Genomic DNA, 20,431 nt, shown 5'->3' on the forward strand with positions numbered 1-20,431 from the left:
TCTGGCGATTTACACTGCGCCTCAAAGTATGTATATGTATATACAACTTTCCGCCATTGAGGATCAACCATGGCAGTTTATTTTGCCCCACGCGCACGGCTGGCCGACGGCTGGCAGGAAAACGTGCTGATCGCAACCGACGATCAGGGATTTATTCGCGCCCTTACCGCCGACAGTACGCCCGGTGACGCCGTGCGCCTGGCCGGCCCGGTGATTCCGGCGATGGCCAACCTGCATTCCCATGCCTTCCAGCGCGCCATGGCCGGGCTGGCGGAAGTGGCAGGCGATCCGCAGGACAGCTTCTGGACGTGGCGCGATCTGATGTACCGCATGGTGCAGCGCCTGTCGCCTGAGCAGGTCGGTGCCATCGCCACCCATCTCTACATTGATATGCTCAAGGGCGGCTACAGCCAGGTGGCGGAATTTCACTATCTGCATCACGATCCGCACGGCCAGCCCTATGCCGACGATGCGATGCTGCACCAGCTGATGCAGGCGGCACGCACTGCCGGTATCGGCCAGACGCTGCTGCCGGTGCTGTACAGCTACAGCGGCTTCGGTGCGCAGCCGGCCAGCGACGGTCAGCGACGCTTCATTCAGCACACCGATGCCTATCTGCAACAGCAGCAGCGCGTCGCGCAGTGGAGCGCGCAGCAGCCGCTGATCAACCACGGCCTGTGTTTCCACTCGCTGCGCGCGGTAAGCGAAGCCCAGATGCATGAGGTGCTGGCCGCCAGCGCTGCGCATCTGCCGGTGCACATTCACGTTGCCGAGCAGGAAAAAGAGGTTAATGACAGTCTGGCATGGAGCGGCGAACGGCCGGTGGCGTGGCTGTATAACCGCTTTGCCGTTGATGCACGCTGGTGCCTGATTCACGCCACCCATCTCGATCAGCAGGAGATCGCGCGCATGGCGGACAGCGGCGCGATTGCCGGTCTGTGTCCCACCACCGAGGCCAATCTCGGCGACGGCATCTTCCCGGCGGTGGAGTACATCGGGCGCGGCGGACGCTGGGGCATTGGCTCTGACAGCCACGTTTCGCTCAGTGCGCTGGAGGAGCTGCGCTGGCTGGAGTATGGCCAGCGGCTGCGCGATCGTCGCCGCAACCGCATCACGCTAACCGATCAACCTTCGGTCGGCGATCTGCTGTGGCAGCAGGCGGCGCAGGGCGGCGCGCAGGCCTGTGGCATTGCCAGCGGTGAGCTGGCGGTGGGCAAACGCGCCGACTGGCTGGTGCTGGAGGAGGATGCGCTGCTGGCCAGCGTCAGCTCCGCCGCGCTGATCAATCGCTGGCTGTTTGCCGGCAGCAGCCAGCAAATTCGAGACGTGTTTGTTGCCGGACAGCCGGTGATTCAGCAAGGCCACCACGCGGCGGAAGAAGCGGCCGCCGCTGGCTTCGCCCGGGCAATGCGGGCACTGCAATGATCGCGCGCTTTGACTACGCGCAGCTGCCGGTCAGCCGCTGGCGCAACGGCGGTGGGGAAACGCGCGAAATTATCAGCTATCCGCCGGGCGCAGCAGAGTTCCAGTGGCGCGCCAGCATCGCCACCATCGACGCCGACGGGCCGTTCTCGCCCTTCCCCGGCGTCGATCGGGTAATTACCCTGCTTCAGGGCGATAGCGTGCTGCTGCGCTGTGAACAGGCCGAACAGCCGTTGCTTCCCCATCAGCCGTGGGCCTTTCCCGGCGAATGGGCGATAGAGGCGCAGGTCAGCGGCAGCTGTCAGGACTTCAACATCATGACGCGGCGCGACAGCTGGCGCGCGGCGGTAAGCGTGGAGCAGCAGGCGGTCAGCGGCCTGCATGGCGTGGCGTATGTGCTGGCCGGTACATGGCGCAGCAGTGTGGGCGAGACGCTGCAGGCGCAGCAGGGAATATGGTGGCTACAGGAGCAGCAGCAGCTGGTGCCGCAAACGGCAGAGGCCAGCCTGCTGTTTATCGCGCTTAGCCGTGTCCCCTGAAGCGGCCCAGCAATTTGTAGCGTGAGCCTGGATAGAGCAGGCGCGCATAGGTGACGATTTTGTTGTCGCTCCACGTCTGACGGCGGATAAGCAGGCACGGCTCGTGCTCGTCCAGCGCCAGATGCTTACGCTGGCGCAAATCCGGCAGTACCGCTTCAACGATATGCTCACCGGCGGTCAGCGGGGCGACGCGCATCAGATAAGTGTACGGCGTCAGGCTGTGATAATCCTGGCTGAGGTAGTCAGGCGCGACCAGCGGATTGACCAGACGATCTTCCAGCTGCACCGGCAGCTCATTTTCGTAGTGCACGATCAGCGAATGATACAGCGTCTGGCCGGTGGAGAGTCCCAGCACCGCCGCCTGTTCCGGATCCGCCTTCATCTGACCTATCGAGAGAATTTTGCAGCTGTGCGTATGGCCGCGCTGGGCAATTTCATCGGCGATGTTATGCACTTCCAGCATTGCGGTGTAGCCCTTCATCTCCGCGACAAAGGTCCCGACGCCCTGCATGCGCACCAGAAACCCTTCGCTGGTGAGTTCGCGCAGCGCGCGGTTGATGGTCATGCGGCTGACGCCCAGTTCATTGACCAGCTCGCTCTCCGACGGCACCCGCTGATTGGCTTTCCAGTGACCTTCCCGGATCTGGCTGACGATTGCCTGCTTAACGCGCTGGTAAATGGGCGCGGGTTCATCCCCCATCGCTGCCGCCAGCTGTGCGATTGCCGTTTGCTCCGCCATTTCCTGTTCCTTTTCCAAATGATATGTGAAGTTTACTGTCTCGCCGCCTAAATGTATATACATCCAATGGTGCAAAGCCTGCCCGCGTGGTGCAGCTGCCGCCCGCTTTTGGTGCAGCGTAGCAGGCTGGAGGTTGCCGCGCCCGCATTGCGGCACGTTTCACAGAATACGATCAATCTGGCACAGCACTTGCTACTTGTATAGACAAGATTAGACACTTATGCTTCACTCACAACACTTATAGCGCCCCTGGCGGATGCCATCGCAACTTGCGCTCCGCCACAACGTGGCAGATCACTTGTATAGACAGGAGTAGACTATGTCAGGTTCGGTTCAGGCAATTCGCCTCGTTCCCGGTGAAGTGGACCTCGCCACCTTACGCCGTATTTATCAGGAAAAGGTGACGCTGCAGCTGGCAGAGGAAGCGCGGGCGGATATTGACCGCGCACGTGAAACCGTCGAGGCCATCGTCGCCTCGGGCAAAGTGGTGTACGGCATCAACACCGGCTTCGGCAAGCTGGCGCAAACGCAGATCCCCGCCGAACGCCTGGCGGAACTGCAGCGTAACCTGGTGCTGTCACACAGCGTCGGCCTCGGCGATCTGCTGCCGGACAACGTCACCCGCCTGGTGGTCGCCAGCAAAATCATCAGCCTGGCACGCGGCCACTCGGGCATCCGCATGGAACTGATTGACGCGCTGCTGGCGCTGTTCAACGCCGGCGTGATGCCGTGCATCCCGGCGAAGGGATCGGTTGGCGCATCCGGCGATCTGGCGCCGCTGGCGCATCTCTCCCTGATGCTGCTCGGTGAAGGTCAGGTGCGCATTGACGGCCAGCTGGTGCCCGCCAGCGAAGGCCTGGCCCGCGTCGGCCTGCAGCCGATTGTGCTGGGACCAAAAGAGGGGCTGGCGTTGCTCAACGGCACCCAGGTCTCTACCGCGCTGGCGCTGCGTGGGCTGTTTGAAGCCGAAAATCTGTTTGCCGCCGGGCTGATGGCCGGCGCGCTGTCGCTGGAAGCAATTAAAGGCTCGGTTAAACCGTTTGATGCGCGCATCCATCAGGCGCGCGGCCAGCACGGGCAGATTGCCGTCGCCGCTGCGGTAGCGACGCTGCTCGAAGGCAGCGAAATTCTCAGTTCGCACAGCAACTGCGGACGCGTGCAGGATCCCTACTCGATCCGCTGCGTACCGCAGGTGATGGGCGCCTGTCTCGATAACCTCAGCCACGCCGCGCGCGTGCTGCAGATTGAAGCCAACGCCGCTTCTGACAACCCGCTGGTTTTCAGCGACAGCGGCGACGTGATCTCCGGCGGTAACTTCCACGCCGAGCCAGTGGCCTTTGCCGCCGACATCATCGCGCTGGCGATTGCCGAAGTCGGTGCTATATCCGAACGCCGCCTGGCGCTGCTGCTCGACACCGGTCTCTCCGGCCTGCCGCCCTTCCTGGTGCGCGACGGCGGCGTGAACTCGGGCTTCATGATTGCGCAGGTTACCGCTGCCGCGCTGGCCTCGGAGAACAAATCGCTGGCGCACCCGGGCAGCGTCGACAGCCTGCCGACCTCAGCCAATCAGGAAGATCACGTGTCAATGGCCACCTACGCGGCACGGCGTCTGGGCGAGATGTGCTTCAACACCGCTGCCGTGGTCGGCATTGAAGCGATGGCGGCGGCGCAGGGCATCGACTTCCACCGCCCGCTGCAAAGCTCTGCCGCGATCGAACAGGAGATGAGCCGCATTCGTGCGCAGGTCGCCTTCCTCGATCAGGACCGTTTACTGGCGCCGGACATTGATGCCATGCGCCTGTGGGCCAGCAGTTACGTCTGGCCTGAAACCCTTACTGCGCTGCTGCCAAGCCAGCGTTCTACTGCTAATTAAGGAACCGATGATGAGCGAAACTTTGACTCAGGCTGTTGCCCGTGAAATCCGTGCGCCGCGCGGTAATGAACTGCACTGCGCCAACTGGCTGATTGAAGCGGCATACCGCATGATTCAGAACAACCTCGATCCTGACGTGGCCGAACGCCCGGAGGATCTGGTGGTGTATGGCGGAATCGGCAAAGCCGCGCGTAACTGGGCGTGCTTTGAACAGATTCTGCGCTCGCTGCGCGCGCTGCAGCCGGAAGAGACGCTGCTGATTCAGTCCGGCAAGCCGGTCGGTGTGTTCCGCACCCATGCCGATGCGCCGCGCGTACTGCTGGCCAACTCCAACCTGGTGCCGCACTGGGCGACATGGGATCACTTCCACGAACTGGATAAGGCCGGGCTGATGATGTATGGCCAGATGACCGCCGGTTCATGGATCTATATCGGCGCGCAGGGCATCGTGCAGGGCACCTTTGAAACCTTCGCCGAAGCCGGTCGCCAGCACTATAACAGTGACCTGACCGGCCGCTGGATCCTCACCGCCGGTCTGGGCGGCATGGGCGGCGCGCAGCCGCTGGCGGGCGTGCTGGCCGGTGCCTGCGTGCTGGCGATTGAGTGCCAGGAGTCGCGCATCGATTTCCGTCTGCGCACCCGCTACCTCGACCATAAAGCCTACAGCCTGGATGAGGCGCTGGCGCTGATCAAAGACGCCACCGAAGCCGGCCAGGCGATCTCCGTGGGTCTGCTGGGCAACGCGGCCGAGCTGGTCCCGGAACTGGTGCAGCGCGCGAAAGCGGGCGGCATGAAGCCTGACATCGTGACCGATCAGACCTCCGCGCACGACCCGATCAACGGCTATCTGCCTGTGGGCTGGGACGTGGCGCGCTGGGAAGCCGAGCGCGTCAGCAATCCGAAAGCAGTAGAGAAAGCGGCACGCGCCTCCATGGCGCAGCACGTGCAGGCGATGCTCGACTTCCACCACATGGGTGTGCCGACCGTGGATTATGGCAACAATATTCGTCAGGTAGCGCTGGATGAAGGGGTGAAAAACGCCTTTGATTTCCCGGGCTTTGTGCCGGCGTATATTCGTCCGCTGTTCTGCGAGGGCAAAGGCCCGTTCCGCTGGGTGGCGCTCTCGGGCGATGCGGAAGATATCTATAAAACCGACGCCAAACTGAAAGAGCTGTTCCCGGATCACAAAAACCTGCACCGCTGGCTGGATATGGCGCAGGAGCGCATCGCCTTCCAGGGCCTGCCGGCGCGTATTTGCTGGCTGGGGCTGGGCGAGCGTCATAAAGCGGCGCTGGCATTCAATGAGATGGTGCGCAACGGCGAGCTGAAAGCGCCGATCGTGATTGGTCGTGACCACCTCGACTGCGGCTCGGTGGCGTCACCTAACCGTGAAACCGAGGCGATGAAGGATGGCTCGGATGCGGTGTCAGACTGGCCGCTGCTGAACGCGCTGCTGAACACCGCCGGCGGAGCCACCTGGGTGAGCCTGCACCACGGCGGCGGCGTCGGTATGGGCTTCTCGCAGCATTCCGGGGTGGTGATCGTCTGTGACGGTACGGCTGAAGCGGATGCGCGCCTTGGTCGCGTACTGTGGAACGACCCGGCCACCGGCGTGATGCGTCATGCCGATGCGGGTTACGAGCTGGCGCAGACCTGCGCAGAGCAGCACGGTCTCAATTTGCCGATGCTGAAGTAGTTCCAGGTGCGCATCAATGCGCACCCTACAGGATGTCACCCCGGCTAAACAATAACGTCGTGTTGGCCTGTTAAGCCGTAACATTGTTCCAAAAGAGTGCATTGTGTAGGGTCGGCATTGATGCCGACCTTGCCCCCATCCGCTTATGCCAATCCGCTATAGCCTATAGCCAAATTATTCCTTTCCACGATAGACGCCCCCCACGCTTACCACTACAGTGGACACTTAACTTCCCGCGTCGGAGATTGCGCAGCTGACGCTGCTGATGGAGCCTTACCTTATGAGCCTGCCTGCTGTCCTGCTGGAAAACGCCCTCACCTGGCGTCGTCAGTTACATCAACACCCTGAACTGGGTTACCAGGAGCAGCAGACCAGCGAGCTGGTGGCCCAGGTGCTGACCGATGCCGGACTGCAGGTGTTTCGCGGTCTCGCCGGCACTGGCGTGATCGGTACGCTGGAAAACGGTCCCGGTCCGGTCATCGGGCTGCGCGCCGATATGGATGCCCTGCCGATCACCGAAAAAGGCGAGCCGCAGTGGAAATCGAGCCGGCCTGGCGTGATGCACGCCTGTGGTCACGATGGCCACACCGCGATACTGCTGGCCGCAGCCTGTCAGCTGGCCGCCACGCGTAATTTCAAAGGTACGGTACACTTCCTGTTTCAGCCGGCCGAAGAGAATCTCGGTGGTGCGCGCAAAATGGTGGAGGAAGGTCTATTTCAGCGCTTCCCGATGGATGCCGTGTACGCGATGCACAACTGGCCGGGATTGCCGGTGGGATCGCTGGCGGTAAATCCGGGCGCGATGATGGCATCGCTGGATTCGTTTGAGATTACGCTGCACGGCAAAAGCTGCCATGCGGCGATGCCGGAAAGCGGTGCCGACCCGATGGTGGTCGCCGCCGAGCTGATTCTGGCGCTGCAAACCATCCCGTCGCGCCGCCTGTCACCGCTGGCGTCGGCGGTGGTCAGCGTCACCCAGATTCACGGTGGCGAGGCCATTAACGTCATTCCGGAGCAGATCACGCTGCGCGGTACGGTGCGATGTCTGCAGACCGACGTGCGCAATCGCGTGCGCGGTCTGATTGAAGATTTTGTCACCACGCTGCCGCGCCCGTTTGGCGTCAGCGGCGAGATTCACTGGTATCCCGGCTATCCGGTTACCGCCAACCATGTCGCCCCGGCGGAGCAGGTGCGTGACGTGGCATGCCAGCTGCTGGGTGAACAGCAGGTGCACTGGCAGGTTAACCCGTCGATGGCGTCTGAAGATTTCGCCTGCATGCTGGAAGCCTGTCCCGGCGCCTATTTCTGGCTCGGCGCTGACGGTGCCACGCCTTCAGCCCCGCTGCACAATGCGAACTATGATTTCAACGATGCGCTGCTGCCGATTGGTATTACGTTCTGGCAGCAGCTGGTGGAGAGCGTACTGATTAAACGCTGATGGCGCTGCTCAGCAAGCTCCTTCAGCTGCGCAGGCGTGCACCCCCTGCGCAACCGCTGCGGTGACCGCCGTCACCGCCCAGGTTTTTCGTGCATAGCCGGCCGGGCAGCCCGGTTAAATTCCCGCCTGCTGTAACCGCGTTTCGGCATCGGCCATTGTTGCGGCTTCGCCGGTCGCCACCAGACAGCACGCCAGCTGCAGGCGCAGCGCCTGCGGCACCGCGCGTTCACCGGCCAGCACCTGACGGATCCACGCTGCGGTATCCTGGGCGCCTTTGCTCTCTGCTAACGCCAGCGCGACCTCTGGCTGCCGCTCGACCCACACTTCCGCTTCTGCGCCGGCACCGCGAATATAATTAATCGCCGGGCAGCGCTGCGGATTGGCATAGACCTCACCTTCAGTGCCGTTCAGCAGAATGGCCGGTGCATCGATATCCTGGAAGAATTTCCCCACGCGCGGCACATATTCCGGATGCGACACGCTCGCCAGCCGCAGCGCGGCGCGTTCGGCAAACGGCGTCGCCAGCTTGGCCAGCGTGTGCGCGCTGTTACGCACGCCCATGCGCCAGCGCAGCGCCAGCTGTTTAGCCATTGGCGCACATAAATCATCGATGGTGATGAACGCCAGCTCGCCAGCGTCGAGTTTCGCCTGCGCCTGCTGTGCACTGGTCACTGGCGCAATATCCAGCGCCGCCAGCACCGCTTCGCTGGTCACGCGGGTTGGGTCGTCGCTGACGCCGTGCAGCAACACCGGAAAACCGAGCTTCACCAGCAGCAGCGCCAGCAGCGGCGTCAGGTTGCCCTGGCGACGCGCGCCGTTATAGCTGGGGATCACAATGGGCATCGGACGCTGTGCCGGGGCCTGCAGCCGCATCATGCGCTGCTGCATCGCGTGGTAGAAGCCGCGCATCTCTGCTTCCCCTTCGCCTTTGATGCGCAGCGCAATCAGCACGCCACCCAGTTCGAGATCCGGCACCTCGTCCGCCAGCATCGCGCTGTAAAGCGCCACGGCAGTGTCAAAGTCGATATCGCGTGCGTGATTCTTGCCGCGGCCAATCTCTTTAATGATCTTATTCAGTTCCATCATACTTCCCGCTTCCAGGGCGCGCCGTCACGCGGCGGCCAACAATCGTGCATCCGGCTGTTGCCGCATACTCAGGATTTCTTGCTGCGCTTCGCCGGTTTGTCCGCTTCCGGCACCGGCGGTTGTTCAATCGGAAACACCGGCAGCGCGGCCAGCAGGCGGCTGCCGTAGGTTTTGCTCAGCAGCCGGCGATCGTAAATGACGATTTCACCAAAACACTGATGGCTGCGGATCAGACGCCCGACCTGCTGGATCAGCGTAAACGACGCGCTGGGTAAACTTTGTACTTCAAACGGGTAGCGTTTCAGGCTCTTCAGCCACTCCCCTTCGGTCAAAATTACCGGACTGTCTACCGGCGGAAAAGCAATTTTATGGATGTGCACCTGCGACAATAGATCGCCTTTCAAATCGAGCCCTTCGGCAAAGGATTGCAGGCCAACCAGAATGCTGCTTTGTCCGGCGGTCACCCGTTGCCGGTGAAGCTCCACCAGCCGTGAACGCGGCTGATCGCCCTGCACCAGCATCGACAGACGCAGCTCCGGCACCAGGCTGACAAACTGCTGCATCGCCCGTCCGCTGGCAAACAGCACCAGCACGCCTTTGTGCTGCTGCGCCTGCATTTGCTGGCGGAAGAAGCGCGCCATCTCAGCAATGTGCTCCGCTTCATTGGCCAGCAGCGGCTCATAGCGCATTTGCGGGATGATCAGCTTGCCCTGATCGACATGATTAAACGGCGAGTCGAGTGCCACAAAGCGGTCGCCGGCCTTTTGGTTCAGGCCGGACATCTCCTGCAGGCGATTAAAGCTGTTCAGCGAACGCAGCGTAGCCGAGGTCACCACCACGTGCGGGATTTTGCGCCACAGCAGCTTTTCCAGCTGGTCGCTGACGCGAATCCCGGCGCAGTGAAACAGCAGATGCGCCTGGCCGTCACGAATTTCACGCGTCACCCATTTCGACACCGGCGCGTTGGACGCTTTTTCCATCGCCGCCAGCCGCCACAGTTTGCTGATGGATTCAAACCAGCCGAAGTGGCGATTGAGCTGCAGGATGGCTTTGTGCAGCCGCATGATATCGGCCTTGCCGGTCTGTTCGCCCAGCTCGTTGAGCAGCCCTTCGCTCAGGCCACGCAGCGCATCACTCAGCTTAAACAGCCGCGCGCACAGGGTCAGCAGTTCTGGCGGCAGCTCACCGAGCACAAAGCGAAACTCGCCTGGCTGATTGTCGCGCGGCAGCAGAGGATTGAGCGCGTTGCACAGCGTCTGCAGCTGCTCGCGCATCTCATCGCAGTGTCCTTTCAGACGCTCGGGATTGCTCAGCGGCGGCGGGGATTTCGGCCGGAACTGCGCCATGATGGTCTCCACCAGCCGCACAAACAGATCGAGCTGCAGGCTGCTCCAGCCCGGCGTGATCTCCGCGCTCATCTCCAGCGCATCCCGCGCCACTTCCGGCAGATGGTGTCCTTCATCCAGTACCAGCATCAGGTGTTTGGCCGGCGGCAGCACCGACTCATTCTCCATTGCCGCCATCACCAGCGCATGGTTCGCCACCACCACATCGGCCTGCTCGATTTCGCGTCGCGCCACAAAGAACGGGCATTCGCGATACCAGCGGCAATGGTGTGCCAGGCAGTTCGCTTTATCAGTGGAGAGGCGCTGCCACAGGCTGTCGTCAATCGCCACGTCGCTGTGATCGCGCAGGCCATCCCACTTATAGCTGCTGAGGTCTTTCTCCAGCCGCGCGCAGAATTTCTGCTCCTCTTTCGAACCGGTCACCGCCTGTTCGTCGAGATACAGCAACAGATCACCCTGCTGATCGTCCGTGGCTGCCAGTGCGGTCAGGTTGCGCGGACAGACATAGCGTCCGCGACCAAAAGCCGCGGTGAAGGTGAGGTCAGGAATGATTTTCTTTAATAGCGGCAGATCTTTGCTGAAGATCTGATCCTGCAGCGCCACGTTGGCGGTGCTGATGACTAAACGTTTCTCTTCGGCACGGCTGACCGCAATGCCGGGAATCAGGTAGGACAAGGTTTTGCCGACGCCGGTGGGCGCCTCAATGGCCAGATGGCGCCCCTCGTCACCGGCCAGACTCTTCGCCACTTCGGCGATCATCTGGCGCTGCGGCGCGCGCGGGATAAAGTCAGGAACCTGCTGCTGCAGCGCCTTATACCATTGCGCAATCTGGCTTTTTATCGCTGCTGTCAGGGCCATAGTGAATACTGTTTGTTAAACCGGCCTGTATTTTTACACAGTATTGCCGCAGCGTCAGCTTTCGCGCTCAGTTTTTCGCGCTGGATTCAGAATTTCGCGCATCGCGCGGATCAGCGGCTCGCGCGCGCGGCCGCGCCGGAATGCGAACGAAAACGGCGCACGAAAGTGAAAATGGTGGGGCAGCAGGCGCAGCAGCTGGCCCTGCTGCTCGCGACTGCGCGCGTAGTGCTCGGGCAAAAAGCCGATATAGCGCCCGGAGAGAATCAGCGTCAGCTGCGCTTCAATGCTCTCAACCGAGGCGGTGCTGTGGCGGAAACCGCGCTTGTTCAGCTCCTGCTGGTTCCAGTAGCGCCGCGTTACCATGCCGGTCTGCTGCACGCGACGCACATCCGCATCGCCCTGCGCCAGCGCATGTTGCGGACTGCAGTACAGCCACTGCTGCTCCTCGTACAGCGGCAGCGTCACCAGATTGCTGGCGCGCAGCGGAAAGTGCCCGATGGCCAGGTCGAGCCGATCTTCCAGCACCTGCTGCTGCAGTTCGTTGGGCTCGCACACGCTGAGGGTGAGAAACACCGCCGGAAAGCGCTGGTTAAAACGGGCGATAACCGCCGGCAGATCCAGCGTGCTGTCAGTGACGGTGGCATCGACCACGCCGAGCGCAAACGTGCCACCCTGCGCGCTTTTCAGCGTCTCCACCTGCGACTGCCAGCCGCTCAGGGTCGCCAGCATTTCCCGGGTATAGGCGTAGAACTGTTCGCCTTTGCTGGTCAGCGCAAAGCCTGCGCGCCCGCGCTGGCACAGAATAAAGCCCAGCTGGCTTTCCAGTTCACTCATGTAGGCGCTGATGGCCGGCGTGGTCATGTTCAGCGCCTGCTGCGCACGCGAATAGCCCTGGTTTTCCACCACGCTGGCGAACACCTGCAGCAGTTTCAGATTGGGTAAGGTTGGCACCGCACTTCCTTCAGGGATTGCTGACAATAGTTAACGAATCGCTGAAGTGATTATCGGCTGACAGGGATTTTTTCTGCAAGCCGCTTTGGCGATGATGCAGCCATTCCCTGAAAAAGAGAGCTTTCGCTATGTCGCAACAAAATTTGCTGTTCCCGGCGCGCGTGCTGCGTGGTGCGGGTGTGATTAACCAGCTGGGGGCTATCTGCGCCGGGCTGGGCCAGCGCGCACTGCTGATTGGCGGCCAGCGCGCGATGCAGGCGGTGGCGACGCAGGTGAAGCTGCAACTCGACGCCGCTGGCGTCACGCTGCTGGCACCGGTGTGGTTTGGTGGCGAAACCTCGCTTAACCATATCGAACGGCTGGCGGCGTTAGCGGTTGAACAACAGGCAGAGGTGCTGATCGGTGCGGGCGGCGGCAAGGCGCTGGACACGGTTAAAGCGGTGGGCGCGCAGCTCGGGCTGCCGGTGATAACCGTCCCGACGATTGCCGCCACCTGCGCTGCGGTGACCCCGCTGACCATTCGCTACGACGATAACGGCAACTTCTTAGATATTTTCCCGCTGCCACAGGCGCCGGCGGCGGTGCTCATCGACAGTGAGTTACTGGCAGCCGCCCCTGCCCGCTGGCTGGCCGCGGGCCTCGGCGATACGCTGGCTAAATGGTATGAGTTCCGGGCGGTAAGCACGCGCCATCCGGCACGCACCGGCAATGCGCTGTCATCGCTGGCGCACAGCCAGATCTGCTATGAGGTGATCGCAGAGCACGGTCCGGCGGCTTACGCAGCGGTGTTGCGCGGTGAGAGCGGCACTTCGCTCGATCAGGTGCTGGACGCGATTTTTACCTGGGCCGGTCTGACCTCGCTGATGAGCAATGGCGCCCACGCCGCCGCTGCGCATGCCATTTACGAAGGCTTTACTTTCTGCGACAAAACGCGCGAGTTTGGTCACGGCCTGCTGGTGGGTTACGGCAATTTGTGCCTGCTGGCGCTGGAGGATCGCAGCGACGAAGAGCTGGTGAATGAGATGCGCCTGGCGCGCGACTGCGGCGTACCGTTGACGCTGGCAGAGATTGCCGCGCTGGAGGAGAGCGAGCTGGCGTTGATTATACGTGAGTCTGTCCACGCGCCGGATATGGCGAACATGGCCGAACCGGTCAACGAAGCGCGGTTGCGGGCAGCGATGGCGCGGATTGAAGGGCTGGCGGAACGGGTTTGATTAAGGAAACCGCGAATCGCACCCTGGTCGTAGCGGCGCGATTCATCGCGCAATAAATTGCGCCGCTACGAAAAGTGCCCTTGTTTTGAATGTATTTAAACGTTAACAGACACGCATTTCGCCATGGCTGGCGCCCCACTGTTACCGGGTCGCCAGCAACACCGCGACTTGCCGCACATCCGCCACGTTATCCAGCGTCAGGCACAGCGTTTCCAGCTGCTGCACCTGTGCCGCCGGCAAGACGCGCGCGGCGAGGCTGCGGTATTTGGCGTGCAGCGCCGCGTCGCTCAGCGGATTCGCCGGCGATCCGGACGGCACCGCGACGTGCTGCTGCCACTGCTGGCCCTGCACCGTCTCCAGCCGGACCCACGGCTCATCATCGCGCCCCTGCTGGTGGTCAATCTCCAGCTCAATACGCGCCATCAGCGCGGCAGCTTCCGCACTCAGGCGACGGCTGTCGTCATAACTCGCCAGCTCCGCGGAGCCGAACAGCGCACGCGCCGTCAGCGCATACGGCAGGCTCATTTGCGCGGCGGCGAGGCTGGTGAGCTCACGCGTGCCGCACATCTCCAGCAGGAACGGATTGAGCCCGACCACAATGCGCGCGATGTCCCCGGTCGCCACCGCATGCTGCTCAAGCAGCAGACCCAGCGCATCGATTGCCGCATGCGTACCGCGACAGGCGGCGTACGGCTTGATGGAACAGCGCGCCAGTTTCCACACCTCGCCCAGTTGGGCCGTGAGCGCGGCGGGCTGTTGCGTTTCACCGGCCAGCGTTTGCAGAAAGCCACCCCAGCGCGCCTCAAATACCGCAGCCGGTCCGCTGATGCCGCGCTGTGCCAGCAGCGCCGCCTGTACGCCCCCTTCCGCCGCGCGCGCCGCGTGCAGCTTTTTGGTTTGTGAGCCATCATGAATAAAGCCCCACAGGCCACCACTGAAGCTGGCAGCGATGCCCAGCGCCGAGGCACACTGCGCGGCCGGCAGCCGCAGCAAACAACTGACGGCAGCCGCCGCGCCAAAAACGCCACAGCTGGCAGTTGAGTGCCAGCCCGCACCGTTGTGCGCCGCATAACCCCCGCAGGCTTCCAGCACGCGACGGCCGATGTCATAACCCACGACCATCGCGGTGAGAAATGCCCGCCCGTCGACCGGATGCGTCGCCAGCGGCAGTGCCGCCAGCAGCGCCGGTAACACCACGGCACCGGAGTGATCGCAGCCACCGGTGTCGTCCAGTTCATACATGTGCGCCGCCACGCCGTTGAGCCACGCCGCCTGACGCGGGGAAGTTTGCTGCGCACAGCCCCACAGCTGCGCCACGGCGCTGCCGCCCTCTTCGGCCACCAGCGCCCGGCATTCGCGCCAGATCGGGCTGTCACAGCCCGCCAGCGCCGCGCCGAGCGTATCCAGCAGATGGCGCTTCGCCTGCGCTACCAGCGGTTCCGGCAGCTGGGCAAAGCGGGTGGCTGCGATGAAGTCCGCCAGCCGATCAAGCGTGGTGTCCATGTTCGCCTCCGCTGACCCGGGCAAACACCTCTGCCGGATGATCGGCATCGTTATCCGGCTGCGTCTGCCAGTGCGCGGCCACCTGGCCAGCAGTAGCGATCCACACGTCATGCTGCTGCAGCGTCTCCAGCAGCTGACGCAGCAGGCCAATGCGCCCGGCGGTGCCGATAATTTCCGGGTGCAGCCGCAGCAGGTAGCACAGGCCGAAACGGTGAAAACCGTGGAAATCCTGCGTCAGGTTGGCCAGCGTTTCGCCATAGGGCGCGATGCGCGATTGTCCGGGCGGAATCGCCGGGCTGAGGTTGAAGGCAAAATAGGGCGCATCCTCCAGCGTGTAGTGCATGGGCAGCTCCACCAGCCGGGTGCCGGGGTGAAAATAGGGTAAATCATCACCGCGCCAGCTGGAGGACCAGCGGATGCCGTGCGTTGCCAGCGCCGCAGCAAGGCCCGGTTTCCACTGGCCGGCCGGCGTGCGAAACCCTGCAATCGGCTGGCCGGTCAGCTGCGCCAGCCGCTCGCAGCCGCGCGTTACGCTGGTAATCTGCTGCGCCAGCGTCAGCGCAGAGAAGTCTTCGTGTCGCTCACCGCTGCAGGCGATCTCATGCCCGGCGGCGACAATACGCTGCAGCACCTGCGGCTGCTCTTCGGCGACGATGGCCGGTAAGCACCAGCTGGCCAGCAGCTGTTTCTCCGCCAGCAGATCCAGCAGACGATCAACGCCGCGCAGCGTGCCATAGCGCCACACCGACAGGGTTTTATCGCGCCCGGCGACCGCAGGGGCCTGCGTCAGGATGCCGTGAATATCGTGATAGTCGATGGTAATGATGGCCGCCGATTGTTTGCCCGACGGCCAGCGTGAATGTTCAGTCATGTTGCTGCTCCTGCAAATACCACGCGGCCACCGCATCACAGCGCGCAAACCACACATCGTCGCGCGCCGTCATGTGGGCAAACAGCTGCTCCAGCAACAGCAAACGGCCGGGCTGCCCGGAAATTTTCGGGTGGAACAGCGTGGTCAGGCACAGTCCTTCGGCCATCGCGCCGTCAAATTCGCGCTGCCAGTTGTCACCGGTGTGCGCATAGCTGGCGATGCGGTCGCCGCCCTGTGGAAAATCCGGCTGGCGCGTGTAGGCCAGCGAGGCGTAATCATCCATCTCCCATTTGCCGGGAATCTCCACCAGCGGCGTATGCCCGGCGACGGCAATGCTGTACGGCCGATCGTCACCACGCATGCTGCTGGAGTAAATCACCCCGGCTTCCCGCAGAATCTGCGGCGTTTCGGCGTGCCAGTCGCCGGAAGGAGTACGAAAACCGCAGGCGCGGATACCAAGATGTTGCTGAAAGATGGCGGCAGAGCGCGCCATCACGGCGCGCTGTTCATCTGGCGTAATCGCCCAGAACGATTCGTGGCGATAACCGTGATAGGCCACTTCGTGGCCCTGTTCGATAATCGCCTGGCACTGCCGCGGCCACTGCTCCACCACCCACGCCGGCACAAAAAACGTGGCCGGCAGTTGGAAGGCGCGCAGCAGATCCAGCAGCCGACCGAGCGCGCGAAACGGCCCGTAGGCGCCAAAGGTGAAATACTCTGGTGTTGACCACAGGCTGCCATTGAGCATGGCATCGCCAGTGGGACCATCAAGATCAAACGCCAGCGCCATACAGCCACGCTTGCCCTGCGGCCAGCGCACTGCGCCCGGTTGTTGCATACGCCCGCTCCTTAGCCCTGATTTACCGTGGCTTCGGCAATGCCGTTGTCGCTCAGGCCCCATTTGCTGAGGATTTTCTGGTAGCTGCCATCGGCAATCATGGCATTGATAGCTGCCTGAATCGCCGTGGTCAGCTCACCGGCATCTTTACCCAGCGCCATGCCGGTGTACTGGAAGGAGAAGGCTTTATCCAGCGGCTTAAAGGTGCCTTTTTCCAGGTTCATGATGTACGGCAGGGTTTCGCTGCCCTGTACCGCGCCATCCAGACGACGCTGACGCAGCTGCGTGCGCGCATCGGCGGTGCCTTCCGCGCCCACCACGATAATCGCGGGTTTACCGGCCGCTTCGCAGTGCGCTTTTGACCAGGTCGCAATCTCCTGCGGGAAGGTGGTGCGGCGGCTGGTACCTACTTTTTTGCCGCACAGATCGGTGGCGCTGTTGATGTCGCTACGCGCCGCCAGGGTGTAGAACTGCGGGCCGGTTTTGAAGTAGTCGATAAAGTTAACCACCTTCTGCCGCTCTTTGGTGTCGGTCATGCCGGACATCACCAGATCGACGCGTTTGGTCACCACCGCGTTGACCATCTGTTCAAACGCGATCTCCTGCCAGTTAACCTTCACGCCGAGCTTCTCGCCAATTGCCTGGCCCAGCTCATAATCGACGCCGCTCAGCTGATTGGTGGCCGGATCTTTAAAATCCATCGGCGGGTAGTTCGGCATGATGGCGACGGTCAGCCCCTTCTCTTTGATACTGGCCGGTACGGCAATCTCCGCCCAGGCAGAGGATTGCAGCAGCAGCGCGGCACTGATGGCACTCAATAACAATTTTTTCATCTATTCACCCCGGTCACGTTAAAGAAGAATCGCGTTGATAAAGTTTTTCATCCGTGGGTTTTGCGGGTTCAGCAGAATCTCTTCCGGTGCGCCCTGCTCAATAATGCGTCCCTCATCCATAAACACCACCTGGTTGGCGACCTCACGCGCAAAGCCCATTTCGTGGGTCACCACCAGCATGGTGGTGCCTTCTTTTGCCAGCTGGCGCATTACCGCCAGCACTTCACCGACCATCTCCGGATCGAGCGCCGAGGTCGGTTCATCAAACAGCATCAGTTTGGGTTTCATCGCCAGCGCGCGGGCAATCGCCACGCGCTGCTGCTGACCGCCGGAGAGTGACTGCGGATAGTCGTGCGCTTTGTGCGCCAGTCCGACGCGATCCAGCAGCGCCATCGCCTCTTCGCTGGCCTCGCGTTTCGGACGCAGCAGCACGCGACACGGTCCCTCGATGATGTTCTCCAGCGCGGTCTTGTGCGGAAACAGGTTGAAGCGCTGAAATACCATGCCGGTCTGCAGCCGCTGGCGCGCAATCTGTTTGTCACTCAGCGGGTGCAGCTTGTTGCCGGCAATGCGATAACCCGCCAGTTCGTTGTCGACCCAGATACCGCCCTGATCCACTTTCTCCAGCTGGTTGATACAGCGCAGAAAGGTGCTCTTACCGGAACCCGACGGGCCGAGAATGCACATCACCTCGCCGTAGTTCACTTCCAGGCTGACGTCCTTCAGCGCGTGGAACTGATCGAAATATTTGTTCACCTTGACGGCGCGCACGATGTTTCTCATCTCTCACTCCCGGTTACTGGCGACGACGATGGCCGCGTGAGAAGTAGCGTTCCAGCTGGCTCTGCCCGAACGACAGCAGCGTCACGATAATCAGGTACCAGATGCCCGCCACAAACAGCAGCTCCATCACGCGCGCGTTGGCGAAGTAGATGGTTTGCGCGTTGTACAGCAGCTCGGAGTACTGAATCATGCTGGCCAGACTGGTGGTTTTGATCATGCTGATGAACTCATTGCCGACCGGCGGCAGAATCACCCGCATCGCCTGCGGCAGAATGATGCGCTGCAGCGCCTGCAAACGTGGCATGCCGATGGCTTTGGCGGCTTCATACTGACCGGTATCCACCGATAACAGCCCGGCGCGCACCACTTCTGAGGTGTACGCGCCCTGATTGATGCTCAGGCCGAGCAGCGCGGCGAGAAACGGCGTCATCACCGTGACGGTTTGCACGCTGAACAGACCGGGAATGCTGATGGTGGGAAACACCAGCGCCAGGTTGAACCACAGCAGCAGTTGCAGAATCAGCGGCGTGCCGCGAAAGATCCACGCATAGCCCACCGCGATATAGTGCAGCACCGGATTGGGCGACATGTACATGATGGCGGTGATGACGCCAAACAGGATGCCCAGCGCCATCGCCAGCACCGACATAATCAGCGTGTTAACCACGCCGTTAAGGATCGCCTGCGCGGTGAAGAACTGGCCGACGAACGACCACTCAATATTGCCGTGCGCAAAGGCGTTAACCAGCAGCGCCAGCAGCACGAGGATCACTGCCGATGCGGTGATGCGGCCATAATAGCGGCGCGGCACCACCTGATAGCGATCGAGATCGTAATGTGGCTGGACGCGGCCATTGTTGACCGATGGTTCAACCGGTGTGGTGTGTGACATAGGCTCTCCTCAGGCGCGCGGTCCGGCGTAGTCATCGGCCCAGCGCTGCTGGTCCTGCATCAGGGTTTGCAGACGGGCCAGCTGCTCGCGCACCCGTGCCGGCGCGGTGCCGCCGTAGCCGCTGCGGGCTGCCAGCGCCGCTTCCAGGGTTAACGCCTGACGCACCTCGGGCGTGAGACGTGCATCGACGCCGTGCAGCTGCGCATCGCTGAGATCGGCCAGGCCGCAGTTTTCGCGTTCACACAGCTGCACCAGCTGGCCGGTAATCTCGTGCGCCTCGCGGAATGGCACGCCGCGCATTGCCAGCCAGTCGGCCACTTCGGTCGCCAGCGTAAAGCCATCCGGCGCCTGCTCGCGCATCACCTCAGTATTGAATTTCAGTGTCGCCATCATGCCGGCCATGGCAGGCAGCACCATCAGCAGCGTGTTGACCGCATCAATCACATTACGTTTGTCGTCGCTGAGATCGCGGTTGTAAGAGAGCGGCATGGCTTTCATGGTGGTCAGCAGCGCCATCAGGTTACCGACCAGCCGGCCGCTGCGGCCGCGCGTCAGCTCGGCAATGTCCGGATTTTTCTTCTGCGGCATGATCGAGCTGCCGGTGGCGTAACTGTCGTGCAGCTCCACCCAGCGGAACTGCCGTGACGCCCACAGGCACACCTCTTCACACAGCCGGGACAGGTTGATGCCGATCATGCTGGTGACGAACAGGAATTCCGCGGCGTAGTCGCGGCTGGCGACTGCATCGATCGAGTTTTCGCACGGTGCCAGATAAGCGAGATCGGCAGCGGCCAGCTGTGGCTGACGCGCAATCGCCGAACCGGCCATCGCCGCTGCGCCCAGCGGACAGCGCGCGCTGCGGCGATCCCAGTCCTGCATACGCTCGATATCACGCGCGAAGGATTGGGCATGCGCCAGCAGCTGATGGCCAAACACAATCGGCTGCGCCTGCTGCAGATGGGTGAAGCCGGGCGCGACGCTGTCGGTGTGTTGCGCGGCCTGCGTCACCAGCGCCTGCTGCAGCTGCAACAGCGCGCTCACCAGCTTACGGCCGTTATCCCGCAGGTAGAGACGCAGATCGTTGACGGTCTGATCGTTGCGTGAACGACCGGCACGCAGCTTGCCGCCCAGCGCGCCGAGGCGTTCTGTCAGCGCGCGTTCGATGAAGGTATGCACGTCTTCATCGGCGGCAATCGGCTGCAGCTGGCCAGCGCGATAATCGGCGTCCAGCGCGTCAATCGCCGCCAGCATGGTATCCAGCTCGTCAGCACTCAATAGCCCGGCACGCGCCAGCTCGCGCGCATGGGCGCGGCAACCGGCGAGGTCGTACGGCGCCAGCGCAAAGTAATAATCCGGGCTACGCGACAGCGCGGTTAAACTGGCTGCCGGAGCCGCTTTAAAACGTGCGCCCCATAACAGTTCGGCATTCTCAGACATGCTATTTCCCTCACAAATCAGCCGCAGCAATATGAAAAAGTTTGGATTCAGCCGGCAGCGATAATAAAAACTTATTTTATTGCCACGCTGGCAAATAGGTGGTATTTCAGAT

At 62.2% G+C, this 20,431-nt stretch carries 17 protein-coding genes; 6 read left to right on the top strand and 11 right to left on the bottom strand.

What is annotated here, in order from left to right:
- Window positions 1–69 precede the first annotated feature (69 nt).
- Together AC6I79_RS12960 and AC6I79_RS12965 are read left to right on the top strand one after the other, a co-directional pair.
- Window positions 70–1,425 (top strand): formimidoylglutamate deiminase, encoded by a 1,356-nt coding sequence (locus tag AC6I79_RS12960; RefSeq protein ID WP_021508434.1) that lies wholly within the window; start codon window positions 70–72, stop codon window positions 1,423–1,425.
- Window positions 1,422–1,961, top strand: coding sequence for a HutD/Ves family protein (locus AC6I79_RS12965; protein ID WP_059009042.1), 540 nt, complete (start codon window positions 1,422–1,424; stop codon window positions 1,959–1,961). The genes AC6I79_RS12960 and AC6I79_RS12965 overlap by 4 nt, the downstream gene beginning before the upstream one ends.
- Here the strand turns inward: AC6I79_RS12965 and hutC are convergent.
- Complete coding sequence (gene hutC / locus AC6I79_RS12970; protein WP_021508436.1) at window positions 1,945–2,700, bottom strand: histidine utilization transcriptional repressor HutC; 756 nt, start codon at window positions 2,698–2,700, stop codon at window positions 1,945–1,947. The genes AC6I79_RS12965 and hutC overlap by 17 nt on opposite strands.
- Window positions 2,701–3,019: 319 nt before the next feature.
- Between hutC and hutH the strand changes: the two genes are divergently transcribed.
- The 3 genes from hutH to AC6I79_RS12985 all read left to right on the top strand — a co-directional run bounded on the left by hutH (window position 3,020) and on the right by AC6I79_RS12985 (window position 7,707).
- Window positions 3,020–4,573: a histidine ammonia-lyase gene (gene hutH / locus AC6I79_RS12975; RefSeq protein ID WP_058757812.1), complete on the top strand. Its 1,554-nt coding sequence runs from the start codon at window positions 3,020–3,022 to the stop codon at window positions 4,571–4,573.
- 10 nt (window positions 4,574–4,583) lie between these two features.
- Window positions 4,584–6,269, top strand: coding sequence for a urocanate hydratase (gene hutU / locus AC6I79_RS12980; RefSeq protein ID WP_125308529.1), 1,686 nt, complete (start codon window positions 4,584–4,586; stop codon window positions 6,267–6,269).
- Between the two features lie 280 nt (window positions 6,270–6,549).
- Window positions 6,550–7,707 carry a M20 aminoacylase family protein gene (locus AC6I79_RS12985; RefSeq protein WP_021508439.1) on the top strand — a complete coding sequence of 386 codons (1,158 nt, stop codon included), beginning with the start codon at window positions 6,550–6,552 and terminating at the stop codon, window positions 7,705–7,707.
- A gap of 114 nt (window positions 7,708–7,821) precedes the next feature.
- Here AC6I79_RS12985 and ybiB read toward each other — a convergent pair whose 3' ends face one another.
- The 3 genes from ybiB to AC6I79_RS13000 all read right to left on the bottom strand — a co-directional run bounded on the left by ybiB (window position 7,822) and on the right by AC6I79_RS13000 (window position 11,948).
- Window positions 7,822–8,790, bottom strand: a complete 969-nt coding sequence (gene ybiB / locus AC6I79_RS12990) for a DNA-binding protein YbiB (RefSeq protein ID WP_282954345.1) — start codon at window positions 8,788–8,790, stop codon at window positions 7,822–7,824.
- A 71-nt stretch (window positions 8,791–8,861) separates the two neighbouring features.
- Window positions 8,862–10,997: an ATP-dependent DNA helicase DinG gene (dinG, locus tag AC6I79_RS12995; RefSeq protein ID WP_058757814.1), complete on the bottom strand. Its 2,136-nt coding sequence runs from the start codon at window positions 10,995–10,997 to the stop codon at window positions 8,862–8,864.
- 54 nt (window positions 10,998–11,051) lie between these two features.
- A complete protein-coding gene (locus AC6I79_RS13000) occupies window positions 11,052–11,948 on the bottom strand; it encodes a LysR family transcriptional regulator (RefSeq protein ID WP_058780844.1) in 897 nt (298 codons plus the stop codon).
- Between the two features lie 128 nt (window positions 11,949–12,076).
- On the opposite strand from AC6I79_RS13000, the gene AC6I79_RS13005 reads away from it, so the two are divergent.
- Window positions 12,077–13,162 carry an iron-containing alcohol dehydrogenase family protein gene (locus tag AC6I79_RS13005; protein WP_498027324.1) on the top strand — a complete coding sequence of 362 codons (1,086 nt, stop codon included), beginning with the start codon at window positions 12,077–12,079 and terminating at the stop codon, window positions 13,160–13,162.
- A 141-nt stretch (window positions 13,163–13,303) separates the two neighbouring features.
- Here AC6I79_RS13005 and AC6I79_RS13010 read toward each other — a convergent pair whose 3' ends face one another.
- Genes AC6I79_RS13010 through argH form a run of 7 tightly spaced genes read right to left on the bottom strand, consistent with a single transcriptional unit; the run spans window position 13,304 to window position 20,319 of the window.
- Window positions 13,304–14,665 (bottom strand): MmgE/PrpD family protein, encoded by a 1,362-nt coding sequence (locus AC6I79_RS13010; RefSeq protein ID WP_159378337.1) that lies wholly within the window; start codon window positions 14,663–14,665, stop codon window positions 13,304–13,306.
- The gene (locus tag AC6I79_RS13015) at window positions 14,649–15,536 is read right to left on the bottom strand and encodes a polysaccharide deacetylase family protein (protein ID WP_159378338.1); all 888 of its coding nucleotides are present in this window, start codon (window positions 15,534–15,536) and stop codon (window positions 14,649–14,651) included. Before AC6I79_RS13015 ends, AC6I79_RS13010 begins: the two co-directional genes overlap by 17 nt.
- The gene (locus AC6I79_RS13020; RefSeq protein WP_021508446.1) at window positions 15,529–16,374 is read right to left on the bottom strand and encodes a polysaccharide deacetylase family protein; all 846 of its coding nucleotides are present in this window, start codon (window positions 16,372–16,374) and stop codon (window positions 15,529–15,531) included. Before AC6I79_RS13020 ends, AC6I79_RS13015 begins: the two co-directional genes overlap by 8 nt.
- An 11-nt stretch (window positions 16,375–16,385) precedes the next feature.
- Window positions 16,386–17,207: an ABC transporter substrate-binding protein gene (locus tag AC6I79_RS13025; RefSeq protein WP_021508447.1), complete on the bottom strand. Its 822-nt coding sequence runs from the start codon at window positions 17,205–17,207 to the stop codon at window positions 16,386–16,388.
- An 18-nt stretch (window positions 17,208–17,225) separates the two neighbouring features.
- On the bottom strand, window positions 17,226–17,990 hold the full coding sequence (locus AC6I79_RS13030; RefSeq protein ID WP_021508448.1) for an amino acid ABC transporter ATP-binding protein: 765 nt from the start codon (window positions 17,988–17,990) through the stop codon (window positions 17,226–17,228).
- A 13-nt stretch (window positions 17,991–18,003) separates the two neighbouring features.
- Window positions 18,004–18,882, bottom strand: a complete 879-nt coding sequence (locus AC6I79_RS13035) for an amino acid ABC transporter permease (protein WP_021508449.1) — start codon at window positions 18,880–18,882, stop codon at window positions 18,004–18,006.
- A gap of 9 nt (window positions 18,883–18,891) precedes the next feature.
- Window positions 18,892–20,319, bottom strand: coding sequence for an argininosuccinate lyase (argH, locus tag AC6I79_RS13040; protein ID WP_058757821.1), 1,428 nt, complete (start codon window positions 20,317–20,319; stop codon window positions 18,892–18,894).
- Window positions 20,320–20,431: the final 112 nt, after the last annotated feature.

The organism is gamma proteobacterium symbiont of Scutellera amethystina (assembly GCF_059730845.1).